Annotated in this window: 21 protein-coding genes; 4 read left to right on the forward strand and 17 right to left on the reverse strand. The window is 71.7% G+C overall.

Annotation, left to right across the window (positions count from 1 at the left end; genetic code table 11):
- Positions 1-80 precede the first annotated feature (80 nt).
- The 3 genes from E4K62_RS15375 to E4K62_RS15385 are packed head-to-tail and all read right to left on the reverse strand — an operon-like array spanning position 81 to position 1,716.
- Positions 81-575: a metallophosphoesterase family protein gene (locus tag E4K62_RS15375; RefSeq protein ID WP_135068946.1), complete on the reverse strand. Its 495-nt coding sequence runs from the start codon at positions 573-575 to the stop codon at positions 81-83.
- A 5-nt stretch (positions 576-580) separates the two neighbouring features.
- Positions 581-1,090, reverse strand: coding sequence for a gluconokinase (locus E4K62_RS15380; RefSeq protein ID WP_135068948.1), 510 nt, complete (start codon positions 1,088-1,090; stop codon positions 581-583).
- Positions 1,087-1,716 carry a TetR family transcriptional regulator gene (locus E4K62_RS15385; RefSeq protein WP_135068950.1) on the reverse strand — a complete coding sequence of 210 codons (630 nt, stop codon included), beginning with the start codon at positions 1,714-1,716 and terminating at the stop codon, positions 1,087-1,089. The genes E4K62_RS15380 and E4K62_RS15385 overlap by 4 nt, the downstream gene beginning before the upstream one ends.
- A gap of 126 nt (positions 1,717-1,842) precedes the next feature.
- Here E4K62_RS15385 and E4K62_RS15390 point away from each other — a divergent pair, with 126 nt between their 5' ends.
- Positions 1,843-3,312, forward strand: coding sequence for a DHA2 family efflux MFS transporter permease subunit (locus E4K62_RS15390; protein WP_135068952.1), 1,470 nt, complete (start codon positions 1,843-1,845; stop codon positions 3,310-3,312).
- Between the two features lie 30 nt (positions 3,313-3,342).
- Here the strand turns inward: E4K62_RS15390 and E4K62_RS15395 are convergent, their stop codons facing one another.
- The 6 genes from E4K62_RS15395 to E4K62_RS15420 form a co-directional block, all read right to left on the reverse strand.
- Positions 3,343-4,128 (reverse strand): IclR family transcriptional regulator domain-containing protein, encoded by a 786-nt coding sequence (locus E4K62_RS15395; protein ID WP_135068954.1) that lies wholly within the window; start codon positions 4,126-4,128, stop codon positions 3,343-3,345.
- A 21-nt stretch (positions 4,129-4,149) separates the two neighbouring features.
- The gene (locus E4K62_RS15400) at positions 4,150-5,319 is read right to left on the reverse strand and encodes a thiolase family protein (protein WP_135068956.1); all 1,170 of its coding nucleotides are present in this window, start codon (positions 5,317-5,319) and stop codon (positions 4,150-4,152) included.
- Positions 5,316-5,996, reverse strand: a complete 681-nt coding sequence (locus E4K62_RS15405) for a 3-oxoacid CoA-transferase subunit B (RefSeq protein ID WP_135068958.1) — start codon at positions 5,994-5,996, stop codon at positions 5,316-5,318. Before E4K62_RS15405 ends, E4K62_RS15400 begins: the two co-directional genes overlap by 4 nt.
- A complete protein-coding gene (locus E4K62_RS15410) occupies positions 5,993-6,742 on the reverse strand; it encodes a 3-oxoacid CoA-transferase subunit A (RefSeq protein WP_135068960.1) in 750 nt (249 codons plus the stop codon). The genes E4K62_RS15405 and E4K62_RS15410 overlap by 4 nt, the downstream gene beginning before the upstream one ends.
- Positions 6,743-6,963: 221 nt before the next feature.
- Positions 6,964-7,734 (reverse strand): IclR family transcriptional regulator, encoded by a 771-nt coding sequence (locus E4K62_RS15415; protein WP_135068962.1) that lies wholly within the window; start codon positions 7,732-7,734, stop codon positions 6,964-6,966.
- A gap of 9 nt (positions 7,735-7,743) precedes the next feature.
- Positions 7,744-9,264 (reverse strand): MFS transporter, encoded by a 1,521-nt coding sequence (locus E4K62_RS15420; protein ID WP_135068964.1) that lies wholly within the window; start codon positions 9,262-9,264, stop codon positions 7,744-7,746.
- A 146-nt stretch (positions 9,265-9,410) separates the two neighbouring features.
- On the opposite strand from E4K62_RS15420, the gene E4K62_RS15425 reads away from it, so the two are divergent.
- The 3 genes from E4K62_RS15425 to E4K62_RS15435 all read left to right on the forward strand — a co-directional run bounded on the left by E4K62_RS15425 (position 9,411) and on the right by E4K62_RS15435 (position 12,159).
- On the forward strand, positions 9,411-10,196 hold the full coding sequence (locus tag E4K62_RS15425) for an IclR family transcriptional regulator (protein WP_135068966.1): 786 nt from the start codon (positions 9,411-9,413) through the stop codon (positions 10,194-10,196).
- Between the two features lie 40 nt (positions 10,197-10,236).
- A complete protein-coding gene (locus E4K62_RS15430) occupies positions 10,237-11,412 on the forward strand; it encodes a 4-hydroxybenzoate 3-monooxygenase (RefSeq protein ID WP_135068968.1) in 1,176 nt (391 codons plus the stop codon).
- A gap of 81 nt (positions 11,413-11,493) precedes the next feature.
- Complete coding sequence (locus tag E4K62_RS15435) at positions 11,494-12,159, forward strand: GntR family transcriptional regulator (RefSeq protein WP_135068970.1); 666 nt, start codon at positions 11,494-11,496, stop codon at positions 12,157-12,159.
- A 16-nt stretch (positions 12,160-12,175) separates the two neighbouring features.
- Here E4K62_RS15435 and E4K62_RS15440 read toward each other — a convergent pair whose 3' ends face one another.
- From E4K62_RS15440 to paaK, 8 genes are all read right to left on the reverse strand, one after another.
- Positions 12,176-12,625 (reverse strand): MarR family winged helix-turn-helix transcriptional regulator, encoded by a 450-nt coding sequence (locus tag E4K62_RS15440; RefSeq protein ID WP_135117039.1) that lies wholly within the window; start codon positions 12,623-12,625, stop codon positions 12,176-12,178.
- A 53-nt stretch (positions 12,626-12,678) separates the two neighbouring features.
- On the reverse strand, positions 12,679-13,449 hold the full coding sequence (locus E4K62_RS15445; RefSeq protein WP_135068974.1) for an enoyl-CoA hydratase/isomerase family protein: 771 nt from the start codon (positions 13,447-13,449) through the stop codon (positions 12,679-12,681).
- Positions 13,450-13,457: 8 nt separating this feature from the next.
- A complete protein-coding gene (paaE, locus tag E4K62_RS15450; protein WP_135068976.1) occupies positions 13,458-14,627 on the reverse strand; it encodes a 1,2-phenylacetyl-CoA epoxidase subunit PaaE in 1,170 nt (389 codons plus the stop codon).
- A complete protein-coding gene (gene paaD / locus E4K62_RS15455; protein WP_135068978.1) occupies positions 14,627-15,112 on the reverse strand; it encodes a 1,2-phenylacetyl-CoA epoxidase subunit PaaD in 486 nt (161 codons plus the stop codon). The genes paaE and paaD overlap by 1 nt, the downstream gene beginning before the upstream one ends.
- Positions 15,106-15,957 (reverse strand): 1,2-phenylacetyl-CoA epoxidase subunit PaaC, encoded by an 852-nt coding sequence (gene paaC, locus E4K62_RS15460; RefSeq protein WP_135068980.1) that lies wholly within the window; start codon positions 15,955-15,957, stop codon positions 15,106-15,108. Before paaC ends, paaD begins: the two co-directional genes overlap by 7 nt.
- The gene (gene paaB, locus E4K62_RS15465) at positions 15,954-16,259 is read right to left on the reverse strand and encodes a 1,2-phenylacetyl-CoA epoxidase subunit PaaB (RefSeq protein WP_135068983.1); all 306 of its coding nucleotides are present in this window, start codon (positions 16,257-16,259) and stop codon (positions 15,954-15,956) included. The genes paaC and paaB overlap by 4 nt, the downstream gene beginning before the upstream one ends.
- Entirely contained in the window at positions 16,259-17,236 is a 978-nt protein-coding gene (paaA, locus tag E4K62_RS15470; protein ID WP_135068987.1) for a 1,2-phenylacetyl-CoA epoxidase subunit PaaA, read from the reverse strand. Before paaA ends, paaB begins: the two co-directional genes overlap by 1 nt.
- Positions 17,237-17,304: 68 nt before the next feature.
- Positions 17,305-18,624, reverse strand: a complete 1,320-nt coding sequence (paaK, locus tag E4K62_RS15475; protein WP_135068991.1) for a phenylacetate--CoA ligase PaaK — start codon at positions 18,622-18,624, stop codon at positions 17,305-17,307.
- Positions 18,625-18,637: the final 13 nt, after the last annotated feature.

The raw sequence follows: 18,637 nt of genomic DNA on the forward strand, positions 1-18,637 counted from the left end.
ATCCGCACGCATGTGAAGTGACACTGCACTCATGTAAACGCTGACGCGTTCCACTGTCAAGCAGTGGCGGTGATCAGCGGTCAGAGCTCGACGAGTCGCACGTCGCGGAGGACCCCGGCGTCGGCCACCGCGGTGAGGTAGGTATGCCGGGGCTGGCGGCGCCGGTCGGTCGGCGACCCCGGATTGAGCAGCCGCAGGCCCCGAGGTGTGGTCGTGTCCCACGGGATGTGGCTGTGGCCGAAGACGAGCACGTCCGTGTCGGGGAACGCGGCATCCATGCGCACCTCCCGCCCCTTCGCCTGCCCGGTCTCGTGGACCACCGCGAGCCGGACACCGTCCACCTCGCGCCGCGCGATCTCGGGCAGCCGTCCACGCAGGTCGGGGCCGTCGTTGTTGCCCCACACCCCCAGGACGTCGCCGTGCTGCTCCAGCTCGTCCAGCACGGATGCGACGATCCAGTCACCGGCATGCACGATCAGGTCCGCGGCATCCGCTTCGCGCAGCACCGTCGGCGGGATCGTGCGCGCGCGGGCGGGCACGTGCGTGTCGGAGATGATCAGCAGACGCGTGGCCATCGGGTTCAGCTCCTCTCCGACAGCGCACGGACGGCCTGCTCGGCGACGTCGGCGACGGGTGGGGTGACGTCCACCACGACGCCGCTCTCGTCCGGGCCGAGAGGCTCGAGGATCGCCAGCTGGGATGCCAGCAGCGTCGCCGGCATGAAGTGCCCGGTGCGGGCGGCGGCCCGCGCCGCGAGGACTTCCTCGGGCGCGCTCAAGTGCACGAACACCGCGTCCGGGGCGAAGCGGCGGATGCGGTCGCGGTAGGTGCGACGCAGAGCCGAGCAGGCGACGATCATGCCGCCGCTCGCCGCACCGTCGGCGAGCGTCTGCCCGACCACATCCAGCCACGGCCAGCGGTCGTCGTCGCCGAGCGGCTGCCCCGCGGCCATCTTCGCCACGTTGTCAGCCGAGTGCAGGCCGTCGGCATCCGCCCACGGGACGCCCAGACGCTCCGCGAGCGCGGCGGCGACGCTGGATTTACCCGCCGCCGACACCCCCATCACGACGATCGCGGCGGGCGGGGTCATGAGCGCACCTCCGCACCGAGCGCGCCGGCGAGGACGGCGAGCCGCGCCCGGCACTCGCCGTAGATGTCCGCGGGGTCGGCGGAGACCCCTTCCCGCGCCAGTTCACCCCAGCGCTCCCACGTGACGCGCCACACGGCGACCGTCGTCTCGGCGATGAGGTGAGCCGAGAGCGGATCGAGCTCGGGGGCGAGGACGGCCATCCGCTCCCGCAGGCTCACCGCCAGGTCGTGCTCCTGCGCGGAGGCCGCGGCCCGCAGCAGCGGTTCGGTGGCCAGGAGCGCCGCCACCCGGCGATGTTCGTCGAGCTCGGGATCGTCGCTGCGCCCGATCGCGGCGGATCCGGCGTCCGCGACCGTGCGCGCGATCGCCGCGGCGGAGTGATCGGTCACCCGCAGCGCGGCGATGGCGGCGAGCAGGCGCCGCTGGCCGGGGAGCCCTGCCAGCTCCTTCGTGGGGAAATAGCGGAAGAACGTCCGGCGGGACACTCCCGCCCGCTCGGCGATCTGGGCGACGGTGGTGTCGCGGACGCCCTGCTCCTCGAAGAGGTCGAGCGCGGCGCGGTGGATGTCGCGCGCGGTGTCGAGTTTCCGCCGCATCAGCAGGCCGACGGGCGGGGCGGAGGTCATGTGCTCCTTCCTAACACGATCGGCCTTCGATGGAAACGGCACGTTACGCCGCTCTGGCACTGCGTGCCATAATGGACGGTCGGCTGTCGCCGCGTCCCCCCGCCTCTCCGCACCCGAAAGGGCTTCATGTCGCACGCCCCCACCCCGACCGCTCCGACCCCCACCTCCTCGAGGCGCGGACCAGACACCCCCACCGGACGTGTCGGTCCCGTCATCGCCGTGCTCGTCATCGCGGCCTTCGTCATGATCCTCAACGAGACGGTCCTGAGCGTCGCGCTGCCCCCGCTCATGCAGGAGTTCTCGGTGCCGGCGACGACGGCGCAATGGCTGACCACCGGTTTCATGCTGACGATGGCCGTCGTCATCCCCACCACCGGCTTTCTCATCCGCCGCTTCAGCACTCGCGGCCTGTTCGTGACCGCGCTGGCGCTCTTCCTCGTCGGCACGGTGGTCGCAGCCCTCGCCCCCAGCTTCGCACTGGTGCTCCTCGCGCGTGTGGTGCAGGCCGGCGGCACCGCGATCATCCTCCCGCTGCTCATGACCACGACCCTCACCTCGGTCGCCCCTCAGCACCGCGGGACGATCATGGGCCTGAACTCGATCGTCATCTCCGTGGGCCCCGCAGTGGGCCCGACGCTCTCGGGCATCGTCGTCGACCTCGCAGGGTGGCGCAGCATCTTCTGGGTCATGCTGCCCATCGCGGCGCTGACGCTCGTCGCCGGAGCCCTCACCCTCCGCGCGAACGGGGAGACCGCCCGCGCGCGGATGGATGTCTGGTCGGTGGCTCTGTCGGCTGTCGCCTTCGGCGGGATCGTCTACGCGCTCGCATCCATCGGCGCCGTCCTCGAGGGCGCATGGATCCCGCTCGCCGCCGCCGTCATCGGCGTGGCAGCCCTCGTGATGTTCGCCCGGCGCCAGGGCGCGCTGTCGCGCAGCGCGCGTGAGCCGCTGCTGAGCCTGCGCCCCTTCGCCGTCCCGACCTTCCGCACGGCGGTGCTGGTGGTCATGATGTGCATGGCCACGATGCTGGGCGCCGTGATCGTCCTGCCCATCTACCTGCAGGACGCCCGCGGGGTGAGCGTCCTGGCGACAGGCCTTCTGCTGCTGCCCGGCGGCCTCATCCAGGGCATCATCTCCCCCATCGCCGGACGTCTGTACGACCGCATCGGCGCAGCCCCCGTCCTGATCCCCGGTGCCGTGCTGCTGGCCGGCGGGCAGTGGATGCTGGCGACGATCGGCGCCGACACACCCCTGTGGCTCGTGGTCGTGCTGCACGTGGTCTTCTGCGCCGGGATGGCGGCGCTCATGCCCGTGCTCATGACGATGTCGCTCAGCTCGCTGCCGCGCGAGCAGTACCCCTACGGAAGCGCGATCGTGAACACGCTGCAGCAGCTCGCCGGCGCCGCCGGCACTGCGCTGTTCGTGGCGGCGCTCACGATCGGGGCCGCACTGGCGGCCGACGGCGGCACCGGCGCGAGCGATGCGCTCGTGGCGGGCACCCGCGGGTCGTTCGTCGTGGGCGGGATCCTCGGACTGGTCGCTTTCGTCGCGGTGTGCTTCCTCCGCCCGCGGCGGGAGGCTCCGGCCACGCACTGACCTGACGGCGGCCGCCGCGAGAGACCGGGCTCAGAGCAATCTGATGTCCGCGTCGATCGCGGCGGTCGCTGCCAGCAGCGCCGGAAGGCATGCGTCGCGCAGATGCTCGACGGTGTGGCCGGTGGCGCTGGCGGAGACGTTGACCGCGGCCACGACCGCGCCGTTCCGCCCGTGCACGGGCGCGGCGATCGAGCGCAGCCCCGGCTCCAGTTCGCCGTCCACGAGCGCCCACCCCTGCGCCCGCACCCGCTCCAGCTCGGCCCGCAGGGCCGCCGCATCCGTGCGCGTGCGCGGCGTGAGGGGCTCCGGGTGCGCCGCGGCGATGAGGTCGGCCGCCTGCTCCTCGGGAAGCGCGGCCAGCAGCACGCGCCCCATGCTCGTGGCATAGGCCGGGAAGCGGGTGCCGATCGTGATCCGCACGCTCATGATCCGGCGGGTCGGCACGCGCGCGACGTACACGATGTCGGGGCCGTCGAGCACGGCCGCCGAGACGCTCTCGTCGACCTCGCGCGAGAGGCGCTCGAGGTGCGGCTGGGCGATCTCGGGGAGAGACAGTGCCGAGAGGTAGCTGAAGCCCAGCTCGAGCACGCGCGGCGTGAGGGAGAACGTGCGGGCATCCGATCGCACGTAGCCCAGCGTCTCGAGGGTGTGCAGGAACCGTCGCGCGGCCGCGCGCGGAAGCCCGGCGCGCCGGGCCGCGTCACTCAGGGTCAGCGCGGGATGCTCCGCGTCGAACGCGCGGATGACGGCCAGGCCGCGCGCGAGCGACTGGACGAAATCCGCCGACGCGGGGGCGGGTGCGGTCTCGTCGGTCACCGCCTCACCCTACCCACGGCCTCAGCGCTCGAGGACGACGGCCAGGCCCTGTCCGACCCCGATGCAGATCGCCACGACGGCGACCCCGCCGCCACGACGGGCCAGCTCGTGCGCCGCGTGTCCGAGGATGCGGCCGCCCGATGCTCCCAGCGGGTGCCCCATCGCGAGGGCGCCGCCGTGGATGTTGACCTTCTCCGGATCCAGATCCGGCCAGCCGGCGATGCACGCGAGCGACTGCGACGCGAACGCCTCGTTCAGCTCGACGACGTCGACGTCGGCCCACGTCCGCCCGGCGCGTGCGAGGGCCTTGTTGGCCGCCTCGATGGGGGCGATGGGGAACTGATCCGGGTCGACGCCGTGCGTGGCCCGGCCGGCGATACGGGCGAGCGGCTCAGCGGGCAGAGCGTTCTCGCCGGCGATCAGGACCGCCGACGCACCGTCGTTGATGGGCGAGGAGTTGCCGGCGGTGACCGAGCCGTCCTGCGCGAACAGCGGCTTGAGTCCGGCGAGCTTCTCGACCGACGTGTCGTCACGGATGCCCTCGTCGCGCGTCAGCTCCACCCCGGGCACCTGCACGATCTCGGGGTCGTACACGCCCTCGGCCCACGCGGCGGCGGCCAAGCGGTGCGAGCGCACGGCGAACTCGTCCTGCGCCTCGCGGCTGATGTCCCACTCGCGCGCGATCTTCTCCGCCGATTCGCCGTTGGAGATGGTCCAGTGGGCGGGGAACTTCGGGTTCACCATGCGCCAGCCGATGGCGGTGTTCCACAGGGTCTGGTTGCCCACCGCCGGCCACGGCTTGGGCGACTTCTCCACCACGTACGGCGCACGGCTCATCGACTCCACGCCACCGGCGAGAACGATGTCGGCGTCTCCGGTCTCGACGGCCCGGGCAGCCTGGATCGCAGCCTCCAGCGACGACGCGCACAGCCGGTTCACCGTGACGCCGGTGACGCTGGTGGGGAAGCCCGCCAGGAGCGCGGCGAACCGGGCGACGTTGCGGTTGTCCTCGCCGGCCTGGTTGGCGTCGCCGAAGACGACGTCATCGATGCGGGCGGGATCGAGCCCCGTGCGCTCGACGATCGCGCGCATCGTGACAGCGGCGAGGTCGTCCGGCCGCACTCCGGCGAGCGCCCCGCCGGCACGGCCGAAGGGGGTGCGGACGGCGTCGTAGACGAAACTGGCGGTCATGACTGGGTCCCTTCTGCGGATGCCGCGGCATCCGCCGTCGCGTCGATCAGGTCGAGTCCGGTCAGTGACCGGAGCTCGTCGACGGTGTTGTCGCCGAACAGCTCCCGCACGGCGAAGCCCTCCGCCGTGACGTCGAAGACGGCGTGGTCGGTGTACACGCGCGAGACGCACCCGACACCGGTGAGTGGATACGTGCAGGAGGCGACGAGCTTGGAGCCGCCGTCCTTGGTCAGGAGATCGGTCATGACGTAGACGTCCTTCGCCCCGATCGCCAGGTCCATCGCCCCGCCCACGGCCGGGATCGCGCCCGGCGCGCCCGTGGACCAGTTGGCGAGGTCGCCGGTCTGAGACACCTGGAAGGCGCCCAGCACGCACACATCGAGGTGGCCGCCGCGCATCATCGCGAACGAATCGGCGTGGTGGAAGTACGCAGCTCCCGCCAGGGCGGTCACGGCCTGCTTGCCGGCGTTGATGAGGTCGGGGTCCACCCGCCCCGGCTCGGGCGCGGGTCCCATGCCGAGCAGCCCGTTCTCGGTGTGGAGGATGATCTCCTCGTCGGCGGGCAGGAAGTTGGCCACCAGGGTCGGGGCGCCGATGCCGAGGTTGACGTACGCGCCCTCGGGGATGTCGGCCGCGATGCGGCGGGCCAGGTCGTCGCGGGACAGACGCGTGGTCATCGCTCTCCTCCTGTCGCAGCCTCCAGCGGCCGCCCTTCCAGGTCCACGCCGCCGACGAACTCGCCCTCACGCAGCCAGCGGCGCTCCCCCACGGCGACGACGCGGTCCACGAACAGGCCGGGCGTCACGACGGCCTCGGGGTCCAGCGCACCCAGCGGCACGATCTCGTCCACCTGCACGATCGTGGTGGCGGCGGCCGTGGCCATGATCGGACCGAAGTTGCGCGCGGTCTCGCGGTAGACGAGGTTGCCCCACCGGTCGGCGCGGTAGGCGCTGATGAGGGCGACGTCGCCGCGGATCGGGTACTCCAGCACATATGTGCGCCCGTCGATCTCGCGGGTCTCCTTGCCTTCGGCCAGCTGCGTGCCGACGCCCGTCGGTGAGAAGAACGCGCCGACGCCGGCGCCGGCGGCCCGGATGCGTTCGGCGAGGTTGCCCTGCGGCACGAGCTCCAGCTCGATGTCGCCCGCGCGGTAGAGCCCGTCGAAGACCCACGAGTCGCTCTGCCGCGGGAAGGAGCACACGATCTTGCGCACGCGGCGCGCCGCCAGGAGCGCCGCCAAGCCGGTGTCGCCGTTGCCGGCGTTGTTGTTGACGATCGTCAGCTCGCTCGCGCCGTGGGCGATGAGCGCATCGATGAGCTCGACGGGCTGGCCGGCGCGTCCGAATCCGCCGATGAGGACGGTCGCGCCGTCCTGGATGCCCGCGATCGCCGTTTCGACGTCTGGCACGGTCTTGTCGATCACTCCGGCTCCCTATCCGTTCGCACAGCGAACACATGTCCGTATATCGCCCATTCTACGCCGCACCGGCCTCGCGCGCCAGGCCTCGTCGCGGCCGATCCGACCCGCCCCATCCGCGAGACTGCACCCCACCGGCGAGACAGCGGCATTATGTCGGGGTCTCGCCGGTGGCGTGCAGTCTCGCGGGCAGCGGGTCGCGGGGCGCGGGCGCGGGGCGCGGGGGGTCAGCGGGCGTCGCGGAGGGCAGCGTGCAGGTCGCGCGCGGTCTGGACGACGAGGGGGCCGAGGCGGCGCTCGTCCGCACGGTCCAGGTGCACCACGAGGCCGATCGCGACCGGCGGAAGCCCCTCGACGCGCGGCAGCGCCGCCGCGACGGAGACGTTGCCGAGGGTCATCTCCTCGCGCGTCGTCGCGAAACCGCGGGCGCGAGCGCGGTCGATGTCGGCGCGCAGCGCCTCCTCGGCGACGACGGAGTGCTGCGTCTCGAGCTCGCGCGGGGCGCGCAGATACCGCCGCAGCCACGGCTCGTCGCGGGTCGCGAGCAGCGCTTTGCCCACGCCCGTGGTGTGCAGCGGCCCGCGACCGCCGGCGCGGCTGACCACCGGGATGGAGTTGAGGCCCGTCACGCGCCCCACGAACAGCACGGCGGAGGTCTCCGGCGATGCGCCGTCGAGCACGCCCAGGTGGACGTTCTCGCCGGTGGCCTCGTACAGCCGGGCCAGATGCGGCAGCGCCGTCTCGCGCAGCCGCAGCGACAGGGGCGAGAGCTCGCCCAGCTCCCACAGACGCGAGCCGATCGCGTAGGTGGCACCCGGGCCCCGGGCGAGCAGGCCTTCACGGGCGAGGAGGGCGACCCAGCGGTGCAGCGAGGACAGCGGGATGCCGGTGCGGCGGGCCATCTCGGCGACGGTCAGCGCCGGCTCGTCCTCATCGAAGCACTCCAGCACCTGCAGCATCCGCCCGAGCGCGCCCCGCTCGTCCGGCCTGGACCCCATGCCTTCACCCTAGCGCCGGGATGGCCCCTCCTCCCGGCCGCGGGAGGCCTGCGCCTGCCCGCCGTCGTCGTCGGGCGTGACCTTCCCGTCGGCGCCGGCGACCAGCGACAGCGGGTCGGCGATGTCTTCGAGCGACTTGCCGGCCGCGCTGACGCCGAACACCCCCGAGATGACACCGCCGACGATCATCACGACCGATCCGAGCACGTATCCCCAGAACAGCGGCACGCGGTCGGTGCCGTCGCCGATGAGGGCGCCGTACAGCGCGGGCGCGATGGAGCCGACCAGCTGCCCGATCGAGAACACGTAGGAGATCACCTGGCTGCGCAGCTCGAGCGGGAAGATCTCGCTGACGGTCAGGTACGCCGCCGACGCGCCCGCGGAGGCGAAGAAGAACGAGGCGCACCAGAACGCGGTGTGGGTGCCGGCGTTAAGGACGCCCGCGTTGAACAGGAAGGCGCTGACCAGGAGGATCAGCCCCGCCAGCACGTAGGTGCCGAACAGCATCCGCCGCCGTCCCCACGTGTCGAAGAAGTGGCCCAGGATCAGTGCGCCGGCGAGGTTCCCGACGGCGAAGATGATGAAGTACTGCCCCGCGGAGGCCGGCGGGGTGTCGTAGAAGTTCTGCAGCACGAGTGCGTACGTGAAGAAGATCGCGTTGTAGAGGAACGACTGGGTGACCATCATCGTCACGCCCACGAGCGTGCGCCGGGGGTACTTCCGGAACAGCACCTTCGCGATCACCAGGAAGGGCACCTGGCCGTACTCCTTCACGGTGATCGCCTTGGAGTCGTCCACGGGGCTGATGGTCTTGCCCTCGTTGCGGATGCGCTCCTCGATCCCGTCGACGTTGCGCTCGGCCTCCTCCTCCCGGCCGTGCGTCATCTGCCACCGCGGGCTCTCCGGGATGTGGCGGCGCAGCCAGATGATCAGCAGGCCCAGGACCGGGCCGAGGAAGAAGCTGAGACGCCAGCCCACGTCCTGCGGGAGCAGGTCGGTGTTGAGGAAGAAGATGTTCGCCACGGCGCCGAGGGCCGCCCCGCCCCAGTAGGTGCCGTTGATGGCGATGTCGACGCGACCGCGGTACTTCGAGGGGATGATCTCGTCGATCGCGGAGTTGATCGCGGCATACTCGCCGCCGATCCCCGCGCCGGCGACGAACCGCCAGACGTAGAAGAACCACGGGGCGAACGCCAGGCCCGCGATCGCGCTGCCGGCGAGGTAGACCACGAGGGACAGGATGAACAGCTTCTTGCGGCCGAGCCGGTCGGTCAGCCGCCCGAACACGAGAGCGCCCGTGACCTGCCCGAGCAGATAGAAGGTGCCGGCCAGACCGACCTCGAAGGCGTCCATCCCCAGCGTCTGGGCGTAGCCGTTCGCCGCGACGATCTGGACCTCCAGGCCGTCCAGGATCCAGGAGAAGCCCAGGCCCACCACGATCATCCAGTGGAATCGCGACCACGGCAGGCGGTCCATGCGCGCCGGCACGAGCGACCTGACTTCCTTGACCTGCACCTTGGACGAGGACATCCGCGTTCCTTCCTGCGGCGGCGGCACCGCCTCCGGGCAACAGTTCTACTCCCGCGGGGGATTCCGCGCTCCGTATTGACCTCGGCCGGGGCGGCACGGTAAAAACGCGGCGCGAGCCGCAGCGGGGCGCGTGGCAGGCTGGGCGTGTGGCGAACTCCCCCTCGGGCGACTCGATGACCGACCGGCTGGTGCGGATCCTCGAGACCTTCACACCCACCCGGACGGTGCAGACCGCCGCGGAGATCGCGCGGCGGGCCGGCCTGCCCGATTCCACCGCCCACCGCATCGTCGGGGAGCTCGTGGCCACGGGGCTGCTCGAGCGCGACGATGACCGGCGCGTGCGGGTGGGGATGCGCCTGTGGGAACTGGCGACCCGCTCCTCCCGCGCCCTCCGGCTGCGTCAGGTCGCCCTGCCCTACATGGAGCGCGTCCAGGCCCGCGTCCGCGAGCACACGCAGCTGGCCATCCGGGAGCAGGATGAAGCGCTGTTCCTGGAGCGGCTGAGCGACCCCGCCTCCGGCGCGAACGTCACGCGCATCGCCGGACGCCTGCCGCTGCACGCGTCATCGTCAGGGCTCGTCCTGCTCGCCCACGCCGAGACGGACGTGCAGGAGCGCGTCCTGTCCGCGCCGCTGCGGGCGATGTCACCGCACACCCTCGTCGATCCGGCGACACTGCGGCGGAAGCTCGCGGAAGTGCGGCGGCTCGGGCATGCCGCCGCACCCGGGTACATCGAGAGCGTGTCCACCGGGGTGGCGGTGCCCATCCGTGAGCGCACCGGCGAGGTCGTCGCGGCCCTGTCGGTCGTGCTCCCCCGCGACGCGCCGATCGAGCAGCCGCTCGCCGAGCTGCGCCGCGCGGCTGTGGACATCGAAGTCGCGCTCGATCCGCCTCCCATTGAACGGGTCTCCGTCCCCGCTGAGCGGCGCTGATCCTCCAGGATCGGGGAGTACGTCCGTCGAAGGAGACCCCATGACCACCTCCGTCCGCACCCGTGTGGCCATCATCGGCGCCGGCCCCGCCGGGCTGCTGCTCTCGCACCTGCTGGCAGACGCCGGCATCGATTCGGTCGTGATCGATTCGCGCACCCGCGCGGAGATCGAGACGACGATCCGTGCCGGGATCCTCGAGCAGGGCACCGTCGAGGTGCTGGAGGCCACCGGCGCCTCCGAGCGCGTCCGCAGCGCGGGCAACCGCCATGACGGCATCGAGCTGCGCTTCGCCGGCGAGGGGCACCGGATCGACTTCGCCGGCCTGGTCGGGCGAGGGGTGTGGCTGTACCCGCAGCACGAGGTGCTCAAGGACCTCATCGCGGCGCGTCTGGCGGGCGGGCAGGATCTGCGCTTCGGCGTGAGCGCGCAGCGCGTCGAGGGCGCCGACACCGACCGTCCCCGGGTCATCGCGACCGACGCGGATGGCGCGCCGCTGGAGATCGAGGCCGACTTCGTCGTCGGCGCCGACGGCTCACGCAGCGTCGCCCGCGAGGCGGTCACGGGCTCGAGCACCGGCGGATACTTCCGCGAGTACCCGTTCGCGTGGTTCGGCATCCTGTGCGAGGCCCCGCCCAGCGCCGAGGAGCTCATCTACAGCAACTCCCCCGACGGTTTCGCGCTCATCAGCCAGCGGAGCGCGACGATCCAGCGCATGTACTTCCAGTGCGATCCGGAGACCGACCCCACCGCCTTCAGCGAGGCGGAGCTGTGGGATGCGCTGCAGACCCGGGTTCCGGGCACGACCCTGCGGGAGGGCCCCATCTTCCAGCGCGACGTGCTGCGGTTCCGCAGCTTCGTGGCGCACGAACTGCGCCGGGGCAGGGTGGCCCTCGTCGGAGACGCCGCGCACACCGTCCCCCCGACCGGCGCGAAGGGCATGAACCTCGCCGTCGCGGACGTGCTGGTCCTCGAGCGCGCGCTGCGCGCGCTGCTCCAGGAGGGCGACGAGCGGCTCGTTGACGCGTACGCCCAGACGGCCCTCCGGCGCATCTGGAAGGCGCAGCACTTCTCGTGGTGGATGACCAACATGCTGCACGTCGCCCCCGACGCATCCGAGTTCGATCGACTGCGCCAGGTGGGCGAGCTGCGCAGCGTCGTCGAGTCCGAGCACGGGCGGGCGTATCTGGCTGAGGCCTACACCGGCTGGCCGCTCTGACGCGCGCGCGGGGCCGGCGGTGATCGGCAGCCACGGCGCGGCGACTTGCATCATGACGGCGGAGCGACTGCAATATATTGCATGCCGATTCCCCCTGACGTCCCCGCGCTCGACCGCATGCTCCTCCGGGACGACGTCTACGGACGGCTGCGCGACGCCATCGTCGACGGCACGTTCGCGCCGGGCGAGCAGCTGAAGGACGGGGAGCTCGCGGCATGGCTGGGCGTGAGCCGCACCCCCGTGCGGGAGGCTTTGCTGCGTCTGGCGGCCAGTGGTCTCGTGGTGACGCAGCCGGGGCGTTCCACGACGGTCAGCACCATCGACGACGACACCGTCCGCGAGGCGCGCGATGTCGTCGCCGCGATGCACGAGCTCTCCGTCCGCGAGGGCGTGTCACAGCTGGAGGCGGACGACATCGAGCGGATGCGCGCGGCGAACCGGCGCTTCGCGGAAGCACTGGAAGCCGGCGACACCGACGCAGCGCTGCGCGCCGACGACGAGCTGCACGCCGTCGTGATCGCCGCGGCGCACAATCGGGCGCTGGCCGCCGTGCTGGAGCTGTTCCACCCCGTCGTCCGGCGAGCCGAGCGACTGCGGTTCGGCTCGGACGACGGGCACGCGTCGATCGAGCGGCACGAACGCTTCATCGCCCTGTGCGCCGCCGGCGACACCGAAGCCGCCGCCCGGCTGACGTACGAGACGTGGCACAGCCTCGCCGCGGCGGCCGCCTCCGGCTCCGCCGCCTGAAGCGGCAGGCCGCCGGTCAGGACTCGGCGCGCAGGATCCGGTTCAGCGCCTGCAGGGCGTCCAGGGCGTTGTCGAGCATGTCCTGATGCTCCGGGGTGAGCCGGTCGAACGCGGCGGCGAGCCCCTCGGTCCAGGCATCGGTGATCGCCCGATGCTCGGATGCGCCGCGGTCGGTGGCGAAGATGCGGACGATGCGGCCGTCGGAGGGGTCGGTCTCTTTCACCACGAAGCCGCGCTGCTGGAGGAGGCGGACCGCCGTGCTGACATTGGGCTGCTGCAGCCCGAGCGCGGCGGCCAGTTCGCCGATCGTCGCCCCCGGGCCATCCAGCACCTGCTTGAGCAGCGCGATCTCGCTCGTGGGCAGCGGACCGACCCCCGCCCGGCCCGGGGCGCGACGGTGGATCGTCCACGCGAGCTCCCGCAGCGTGACCCTGAGCTGCGCGCGCGGGGTGAGCGACTCCGGCATGCATCGACAGTAGTCCCTGCCCACCCCCATGCGGCGCTCCGGCATGTGCTCGCTCACCGCCCGGTGAAATCCGGTCGCCTCTTCTCCTGGAACGCGGCGAAGCCCTCCCGGTAGTCGGCGGTGTCGCGCAGAGCCTCCTGCGCGAGGTTCTCCGCCGCCACGGTCTCCCACAGCCCCGCCCGGTCTTCGCGGAGGAGCGCGATGATGCGCTTGCTCTCCACGAACGCGGCGGTGGGGCCGGATGCGGCGGCCAACGCGGCCGCGGAGACGGCTTCGTGCACCTCGGCGGCCGGCACGCTGCGCGAGAACAGACCGAGCCGGACCGCCTCCTCGCCGGAGAGCAGGCCGCCCGAGTAGATGAGGTCGAGCGTGCGGTGTGCCCCGAGCCGCTCGTAGAACAGCGCGTGGCCGCCGGAGTCGAGCGTCGCACCCAGAGCCGCGAACGGCGATCCGACTTTGGCGGTGTCGGCGACATAGACCACGTCGGTGGCGATGAGCAGGCCCAGGCCCACCCCGAGGCACGCCCCGTGGGCGGCGGCGAACGTGGGCGCGGGAAAGCGGGCCATCCGTTTCAGCAGCGGCGTGAGAAGCCCCGCGAGGTAGCCGCGCACGTCGTCGGTGGCCGGGTCGACGCCGGAGATGTCCCGTCCGGCGCAGAACGCCCGCCCCTCCCCGCGCAGCACGAGCGCACGCACACCGGCCGCCTCGGCGTCGGCGTACGCGGTGTCGAGGCTGCGCAGGGCCGCCTCGTCGAGCGCGTTGAGCTTGGCCGGATTGTTCAGCACCACGTGCGCGACATCACCGTCGATGCGCAGTTCGATCATCGTCGGCCTCAGTTGTCGTAGTCGACCGCGACGCGGTCGGTGGTGGGATGCGACTGGCACGTGAGCACGTAGCCGCGCTCGATCTCGTCGGGCTCGAGGGCGTAGTTCTCCGTCATCGCGACCGAACCGGTCACGACGCGGGCCCGGCACGTCCCGCACACCCCGCCCGCGCACGCGAAGGGCGTGTCGGGGCGCACGCGCAGCGCCGCATCCAGGATCGATTCGCGGGCGCTCACGGGCGACTGGACGCTCGCCGATTGACCGTCCAGCGTGAATTCGATCGTGCGCACCGGTTCGTCCGCGCGCACCTGCACCGGTCGCCGCGGACCCGCGGGCGCGCCCCCCTCCCCTGTCGTGAACAGCTCGTATCGCACGTGCGCCCGATCCACGCCGACGGCGGCGAGGGTGTCACGGCACAGCTGAACGAGCTCGAACGGTCCGCACAGGAACCACTCGTCGATCGTCTGCGGCGGGATGAGGCCGTCGAGGATGCGGCGGAGCCGCTCTTCGTCGAGGCGCCCCGACAGCACGGGGGCCGCGCGCTGCTCGCGCGAGAGGACGTGGTGCAGCGCGAACCGGGTCGGATAGCGGTCCTTCAGGTCCGCCAGCTCGTCGAGGAACATGACATCCAGGGTCGAGCGGTTGGTGTAGACCAGCGTGAAGCGTGAGGTTCCCGAGCGGGCGAGCACGGTGGTCGCCAGCGCCATGACCGGGGTGATGCCCGAGCCCGCGGCGACGCCGGCGACGTGGGCGCCGTCCAGGTCGGCGAGCGTCGTGGTGAACGTCCCCTGCGGGCTCATGACGTCGATCTCGTCGCCGGGATGCAGCCCGGTCTGCGCCCACGCGGAGAACCAGCCCCCGGAGTTGCGTTTGATCGCCACGCTCACCGAGCCCGGCGCGGGTGGCCGGCACAGCGAGTACGAGCGGCGCACCTCGTGTCCGTCCAGCCGTGCCCGCAGGGCGACGTACTGTCCGGGAAGGTAGTCGTACTCCGCGGCCAGGTCGTCGGGGACGGTGAAGGTGACCTCGACGGAGTCCGCCGTCAGCGCGCGCACTTCCGCGACGCGCAGCGGGTGGAAGCGCGCACGGGGACGCCCGCGGTCGGCACCGCCCACGGCGGTGTGGAGGAGGGCGTCGGCGACCGCCTCGGTGCGGGCGACGGGAGGCGGGGGGGCCATCAGTGCACCTTGAAGAAGTCGAAGGGCTCCAGGCACGCCCGGCATTCGTAGAGGGCCTTGCACGAGGTGGAGCCGAAGCGCGTGACCTCGCGCGTGTTCAGCGAACCGCAGCGCGGGCACTTCACGCCCAGCTGCAGCCGCACCGGCCCCCGGGCGGCGGCACGCCCGGTGGGCGGGGCGATGCCGTACTCGGTGAGCTTCCGCTTGCCAGCATCGCTCATCCAGTCCGTCGTCCACGCCGGCGCCAGCACGAGGTCGACCTCGACCCGGTCGTACCCTTCGGCCGAGAAGGCGAGGGCGAGGTCCTGCCGGATCGTGTCCATCGCGGGGCATCCCGAATACGTGGGGGTGATCGTCACCACGACGCCGTCGTCCCGCTCGCGCACGTCGCGCAGGATGCCGAGGTCTTCGATCGTGAGCACCGGCACCTCCGGGTCGCACACCCGGGCGGCGATGTCCCAGGCCCGGCTGCGCGCGGTCACCATGTCGCCCCCGGATGCTGACGGGCGAGCACCTGCATCTCGGCGAGCAGGGGACCCAGCGTGGCGAAGTGCGCGCCGTCGCGCCCGCCGGCCCTCGACGGCTGCACCGACGGCACGTCGAGTCCGGCCTCCGCGAGGACGGCGGCGATGACGTCGTCGAACCCCGGACGCAGCGCGGAGGGCCGCGGCGCGACGCCCTCGAGCCGCTCGAGGAGGTCGTCGTCACGGAAGAGCTCGTCCACGTAGGGCCACATGTCGGTCAGCGCCGCGATCATGCGTCGCCGCGATTCGTCGGTTCCGCCGGCCAGCCGCAGCGTCCACGTCACGGCATGGTCGCGGTGGTAGTCGACCTCCTTGACGGCCTTCGCCGCGATCGCGGCGAGCGACGGGTCCGCCGACCCGCTGAGGGCCGTGTAGAGCTCGAACATGTAACCGGCGGCGACCAACTGGCGCGCGATCGTGTGCGCGAAGTCCCCGTTGGGCTGCTCCACGAGCCACGAACTGCGGAACTCCGGCTCGTCGCGCCAGTACGCCAGGTCGTCCTCGGAGCGGCCGTCCGCGGTGCCGGCGTAGCGCAGCAGCGAGCGGGCGTGCCCGAGCAGGTCGAGGGCGATGTTCGCCAGCGCGACGTCCTCCTCCAGCTCGGGGGCATGGGCGACCCAGGCGCTGAGCTGCTGAGAGAGGATGAGGGCGTCATCGCCGAGGCGGAGGGCGTACTCGGCCACGTCCGCCGACGCGGCGCGGCCATCTTCCCCGGCCAGTTCGGCCGAGAGCTCGATCTCGTCGACGGTGACCTCGCCGTGCACGTCGGCCTCGACCGGATGCTGCGGCTGTCCGGGGGCGCTCACAGGTGCGGCACCCCCTCGGACGCGGTGTAGTACGACGCGTGCCGGTAGTTCTTGCCGGCCGGGCTCTCGAAGAACGCGCCCTTCGCGTCGGGATCGCTCGTGGTGATCGCGTCGGCGGGCACGACCCAGATCGACACGCCCTCATTCCGCCGCGTGTACAGGTCGCGCGCGTTGCGCACGGCGAGCACCGCGTCGGGGGCGTGCAGCGAGCCGACGTGGACGTGACTCAGTCCCCGCTTGGCGCGGACGAACACCTCCCACAGGGGCCACTGCTCGGCAGGCGATGCACCCGGCGCCGACATCACGCCACCTGCCGCCCGTCAGCGCGGGCGGCCTGCGTGCGCGCGTACGCGGCGGCCGCCTCCCGCACCCACGCGCCGCTCTCATGCGCGTCCCGGCGGTTCTGCAGTCGCACGGCGTTCATGGGTCCGCGACCGGCGAGCACTTCGGCGAACTCGGTCCAGTCGATCTCGCTCGTGTGCCACCGCTCGTTCTCGGCGTCCCAGCGCAGCTCGGGGTCCGGCAGCGTCACCCCGAGCGCCTCCGCCTGGGGGACGAGCATCCCGATGAAGCGCTGACGCAGGTCGTCATTGGAGAACCGCTTGATCTTCCACGCCGTGGACCGCGCCGAGTTCGGCGACTCGTCGTCGGGGGGCCCGAACATCATCAGGCTCGGCCAGTACCAGCGGTTCACCGCATCCTGCGCCATCCGCTGCTGCGCCTCGGTGCCGCGCATGAGGGTGAGGAGGATCTCGAACCCCTGCCGCTGGTGGAAGGACTCCTCCTTGCAGATGCGCACCATGGCCCGCCCGTACGGCCCGTACGACGCACGGCACAGCGGCACCTGGTTGCAGATCGCCGCGCCGTCCACGAGCCATCCGATCGCGCCCATGTCGGCCCACGTGGGCGTCGGGTAGTTGAAGATCGAGGAGTACTTCGCCTTGCCGTCGATGAGCTGCTGCGTCATCTCCTCGCGTGTGATGCCGAGCGTCTGGGCCGCGGAGTACAGGTACAGTCCGTGCCCGGCCTCGTCCTGCACCTTGGCCAGGAGGATCGCCTTGCGCTTGAGGCTCGGCGCACGCGTGATCCAGTTGCCCTCGGGCTGCATGCCGATGATCTCGGAGTGCGCGTGCTGCGAGATCTGCCGGATGAGGGTCTTCCGATACGCCTCGGGCATCCAATCCCGCGGCTCGATACGGGAGTCGGCGGCGATGATCTCGTCGAAGCGGGCCTGCGCCTCGTCTTCGGCGGCCAGGACGGCCGCGTCGGATGCTGTCATCTTCGACTCCTTAACAGAACGATCGTTCAGTTAGTCTAACCGCGGGTTCACCGTCGAGCAACCGCGGGTCATCGGTTGTCATAGACGCGCTTGTACTTGCCTTCGCTGCGCGGGAGCGTGCCGGGCTCCTCCACCACGACGTCCACCGACGTGCCGATGTGCACCTTGATGCGCTGGGCGAGCACCTCGGCCGCCGCCTCGCATGTCTCCCGGTCGAGGTCGGGGTGCCGCTCGATCCGAACGGCCATGACGTCCATGCGCCCGGCCCGGCTCAGCTCGAGGATGAAGTGCGGGGTCAGCGTCTCGATCCCCATCACGAGCTCCTCGATCTGGGTGGGGAAGAGGTTCACGCCGCGCAGGATGATCATGTCGTCGTTGCGGCCGGTGATCTTCTCGATGCGGCGCATCGCCGGGTACGCGGTGCCCGGGAGCAGCCGGGTGAGGTCGCGCGTCCGGTAGCGGATGACGGGGAAGGCCTCCTTCGTGAGCGACGTGAACACGAGCTCCCCGAGGTCTCCGTCCGGTACCGGTTCCCCGCTCTCGCCGTCGATCGTCTCGGGCAGGAAGTGGTCCTCCCACACGTGCGGGCCGTCCTTGGTCAGCACGCTCTCGCTGGCCACCCCCGGCCCCATGACTTCGCTGAGCCCGTAGATGTCGACGGCGTCGATGTCCAGGCGCCGCTGGATCTCTGCACGCATCTCGTTGGTCCACGGCTCCGCGCCCAGGACGGCCACCTTGAGAGACGTGGTGGTCGGATCGATGCCGGCCTGCTGCATCGCGTCGGCGATCGTGAGCAGATAGCTCGGCGTGCACAGGATCGCGTCCGGCTCGAAGTCGCGGATGAGCTGCACCTGCCGCGCGGTCTGACCGCCCGACATCGGGATGACCGTCGCGCCGAGCTTCTCGATCCCCCCGTGCGCGCCGAGGCCACCGGTGAACAGCCCGTATCCGTACGCGTTGTGCACCTTCATCCCCGGCGCGATACCGGCTGCCCGCAGAGATCGCGCGACGCAATCGGCCCACCGGTCGAGGTCGCCCTCGGTGTACCCCACGACGGTCGGCCGCCCGGTGGTGCCGGAGGAGGCGTGGATGCGGCGCACGTGCGTCATCGGGACGGCGAACATCCCGAACGGGTAGGTCTCGCGCAGGTCCTCCTTCGTCGTGAACGGCAGCCGACGGACATCGGCGAGTGACCGGATGTCGTCGGGCGTGACGTCGGCCTCGTGGAACTTGCGGCGGTACAGCGGCACGTTCTCGTACGCGTGCCGCACCGTCCACTGCAGGCGCTCCAGCTGCAGCGCCTCGAGCTCCGGGCGCGTGAGGACCTCGGCGGCCGTGTCGCGGAACGCCGCCGCGGAGCGCGTGTCGGGTGTCGTCGTCTTGGGCATGGGGGCTCCCTGG

This window comes from Microbacterium wangchenii, assembly GCF_004564355.1.
Classification (GTDB): Bacteria; Actinomycetota; Actinomycetes; order Actinomycetales; family Microbacteriaceae; genus Microbacterium; species Microbacterium wangchenii.

Bases quoted from the DNA above. Each gene is read 5' to 3' on its own strand.
- E4K62_RS15375 (WP_135068946.1), bottom strand. From the start codon at position 575: ATGGCCACGCGTCTGCTGATCATCTCCGACACGCACGTGCCCGCCCGC.
- E4K62_RS15380 (WP_135068948.1), bottom strand. From the start codon at position 1,090: ATGACCCCGCCCGCCGCGATCGTCGTGATGGGGGTGTCGGCGGCGGGT.
- E4K62_RS15385 (WP_135068950.1), bottom strand. From the start codon at position 1,716: ATGACCTCCGCCCCGCCCGTCGGCCTGCTGATGCGGCGGAAACTCGAC.
- E4K62_RS15390 (WP_135068952.1), top strand. From the start codon at position 1,843: ATGTCGCACGCCCCCACCCCGACCGCTCCGACCCCCACCTCCTCGAGG.
- E4K62_RS15400 (WP_135068956.1), bottom strand. From the start codon at position 5,319: ATGACCGCCAGTTTCGTCTACGACGCCGTCCGCACCCCCTTCGGCCGT.
- E4K62_RS15405 (WP_135068958.1), bottom strand. From the start codon at position 5,996: ATGACCACGCGTCTGTCCCGCGACGACCTGGCCCGCCGCATCGCGGCC.
- E4K62_RS15415 (WP_135068962.1), bottom strand. From the start codon at position 7,734: ATGGGGTCCAGGCCGGACGAGCGGGGCGCGCTCGGGCGGATGCTGCAG.
- E4K62_RS15420 (WP_135068964.1), bottom strand. From the start codon at position 9,264: ATGTCCTCGTCCAAGGTGCAGGTCAAGGAAGTCAGGTCGCTCGTGCCG.
- E4K62_RS15430 (WP_135068968.1), top strand. From the start codon at position 10,237: ATGACCACCTCCGTCCGCACCCGTGTGGCCATCATCGGCGCCGGCCCC.
- E4K62_RS15435 (WP_135068970.1), top strand. From the start codon at position 11,494: ATGCCGATTCCCCCTGACGTCCCCGCGCTCGACCGCATGCTCCTCCGG.
- E4K62_RS15440 (WP_135117039.1), bottom strand. From the start codon at position 12,625: ATGCCGGAGTCGCTCACCCCGCGCGCGCAGCTCAGGGTCACGCTGCGG.
- E4K62_RS15445 (WP_135068974.1), bottom strand. From the start codon at position 13,449: ATGATCGAACTGCGCATCGACGGTGATGTCGCGCACGTGGTGCTGAAC.
- paaE (WP_135068976.1), bottom strand. From the start codon at position 14,627: ATGGCCCCCCCGCCTCCCGTCGCCCGCACCGAGGCGGTCGCCGACGCC.
- paaD (WP_135068978.1), bottom strand. From the start codon at position 15,112: ATGGTGACCGCGCGCAGCCGGGCCTGGGACATCGCCGCCCGGGTGTGC.
- paaB (WP_135068983.1), bottom strand. From the start codon at position 16,259: ATGTCGGCGCCGGGTGCATCGCCTGCCGAGCAGTGGCCCCTGTGGGAG.
- paaA (WP_135068987.1), bottom strand. From the start codon at position 17,236: ATGACAGCATCCGACGCGGCCGTCCTGGCCGCCGAAGACGAGGCGCAG.
- paaK (WP_135068991.1), bottom strand. From the start codon at position 18,624: ATGCCCAAGACGACGACACCCGACACGCGCTCCGCGGCGGCGTTCCGC.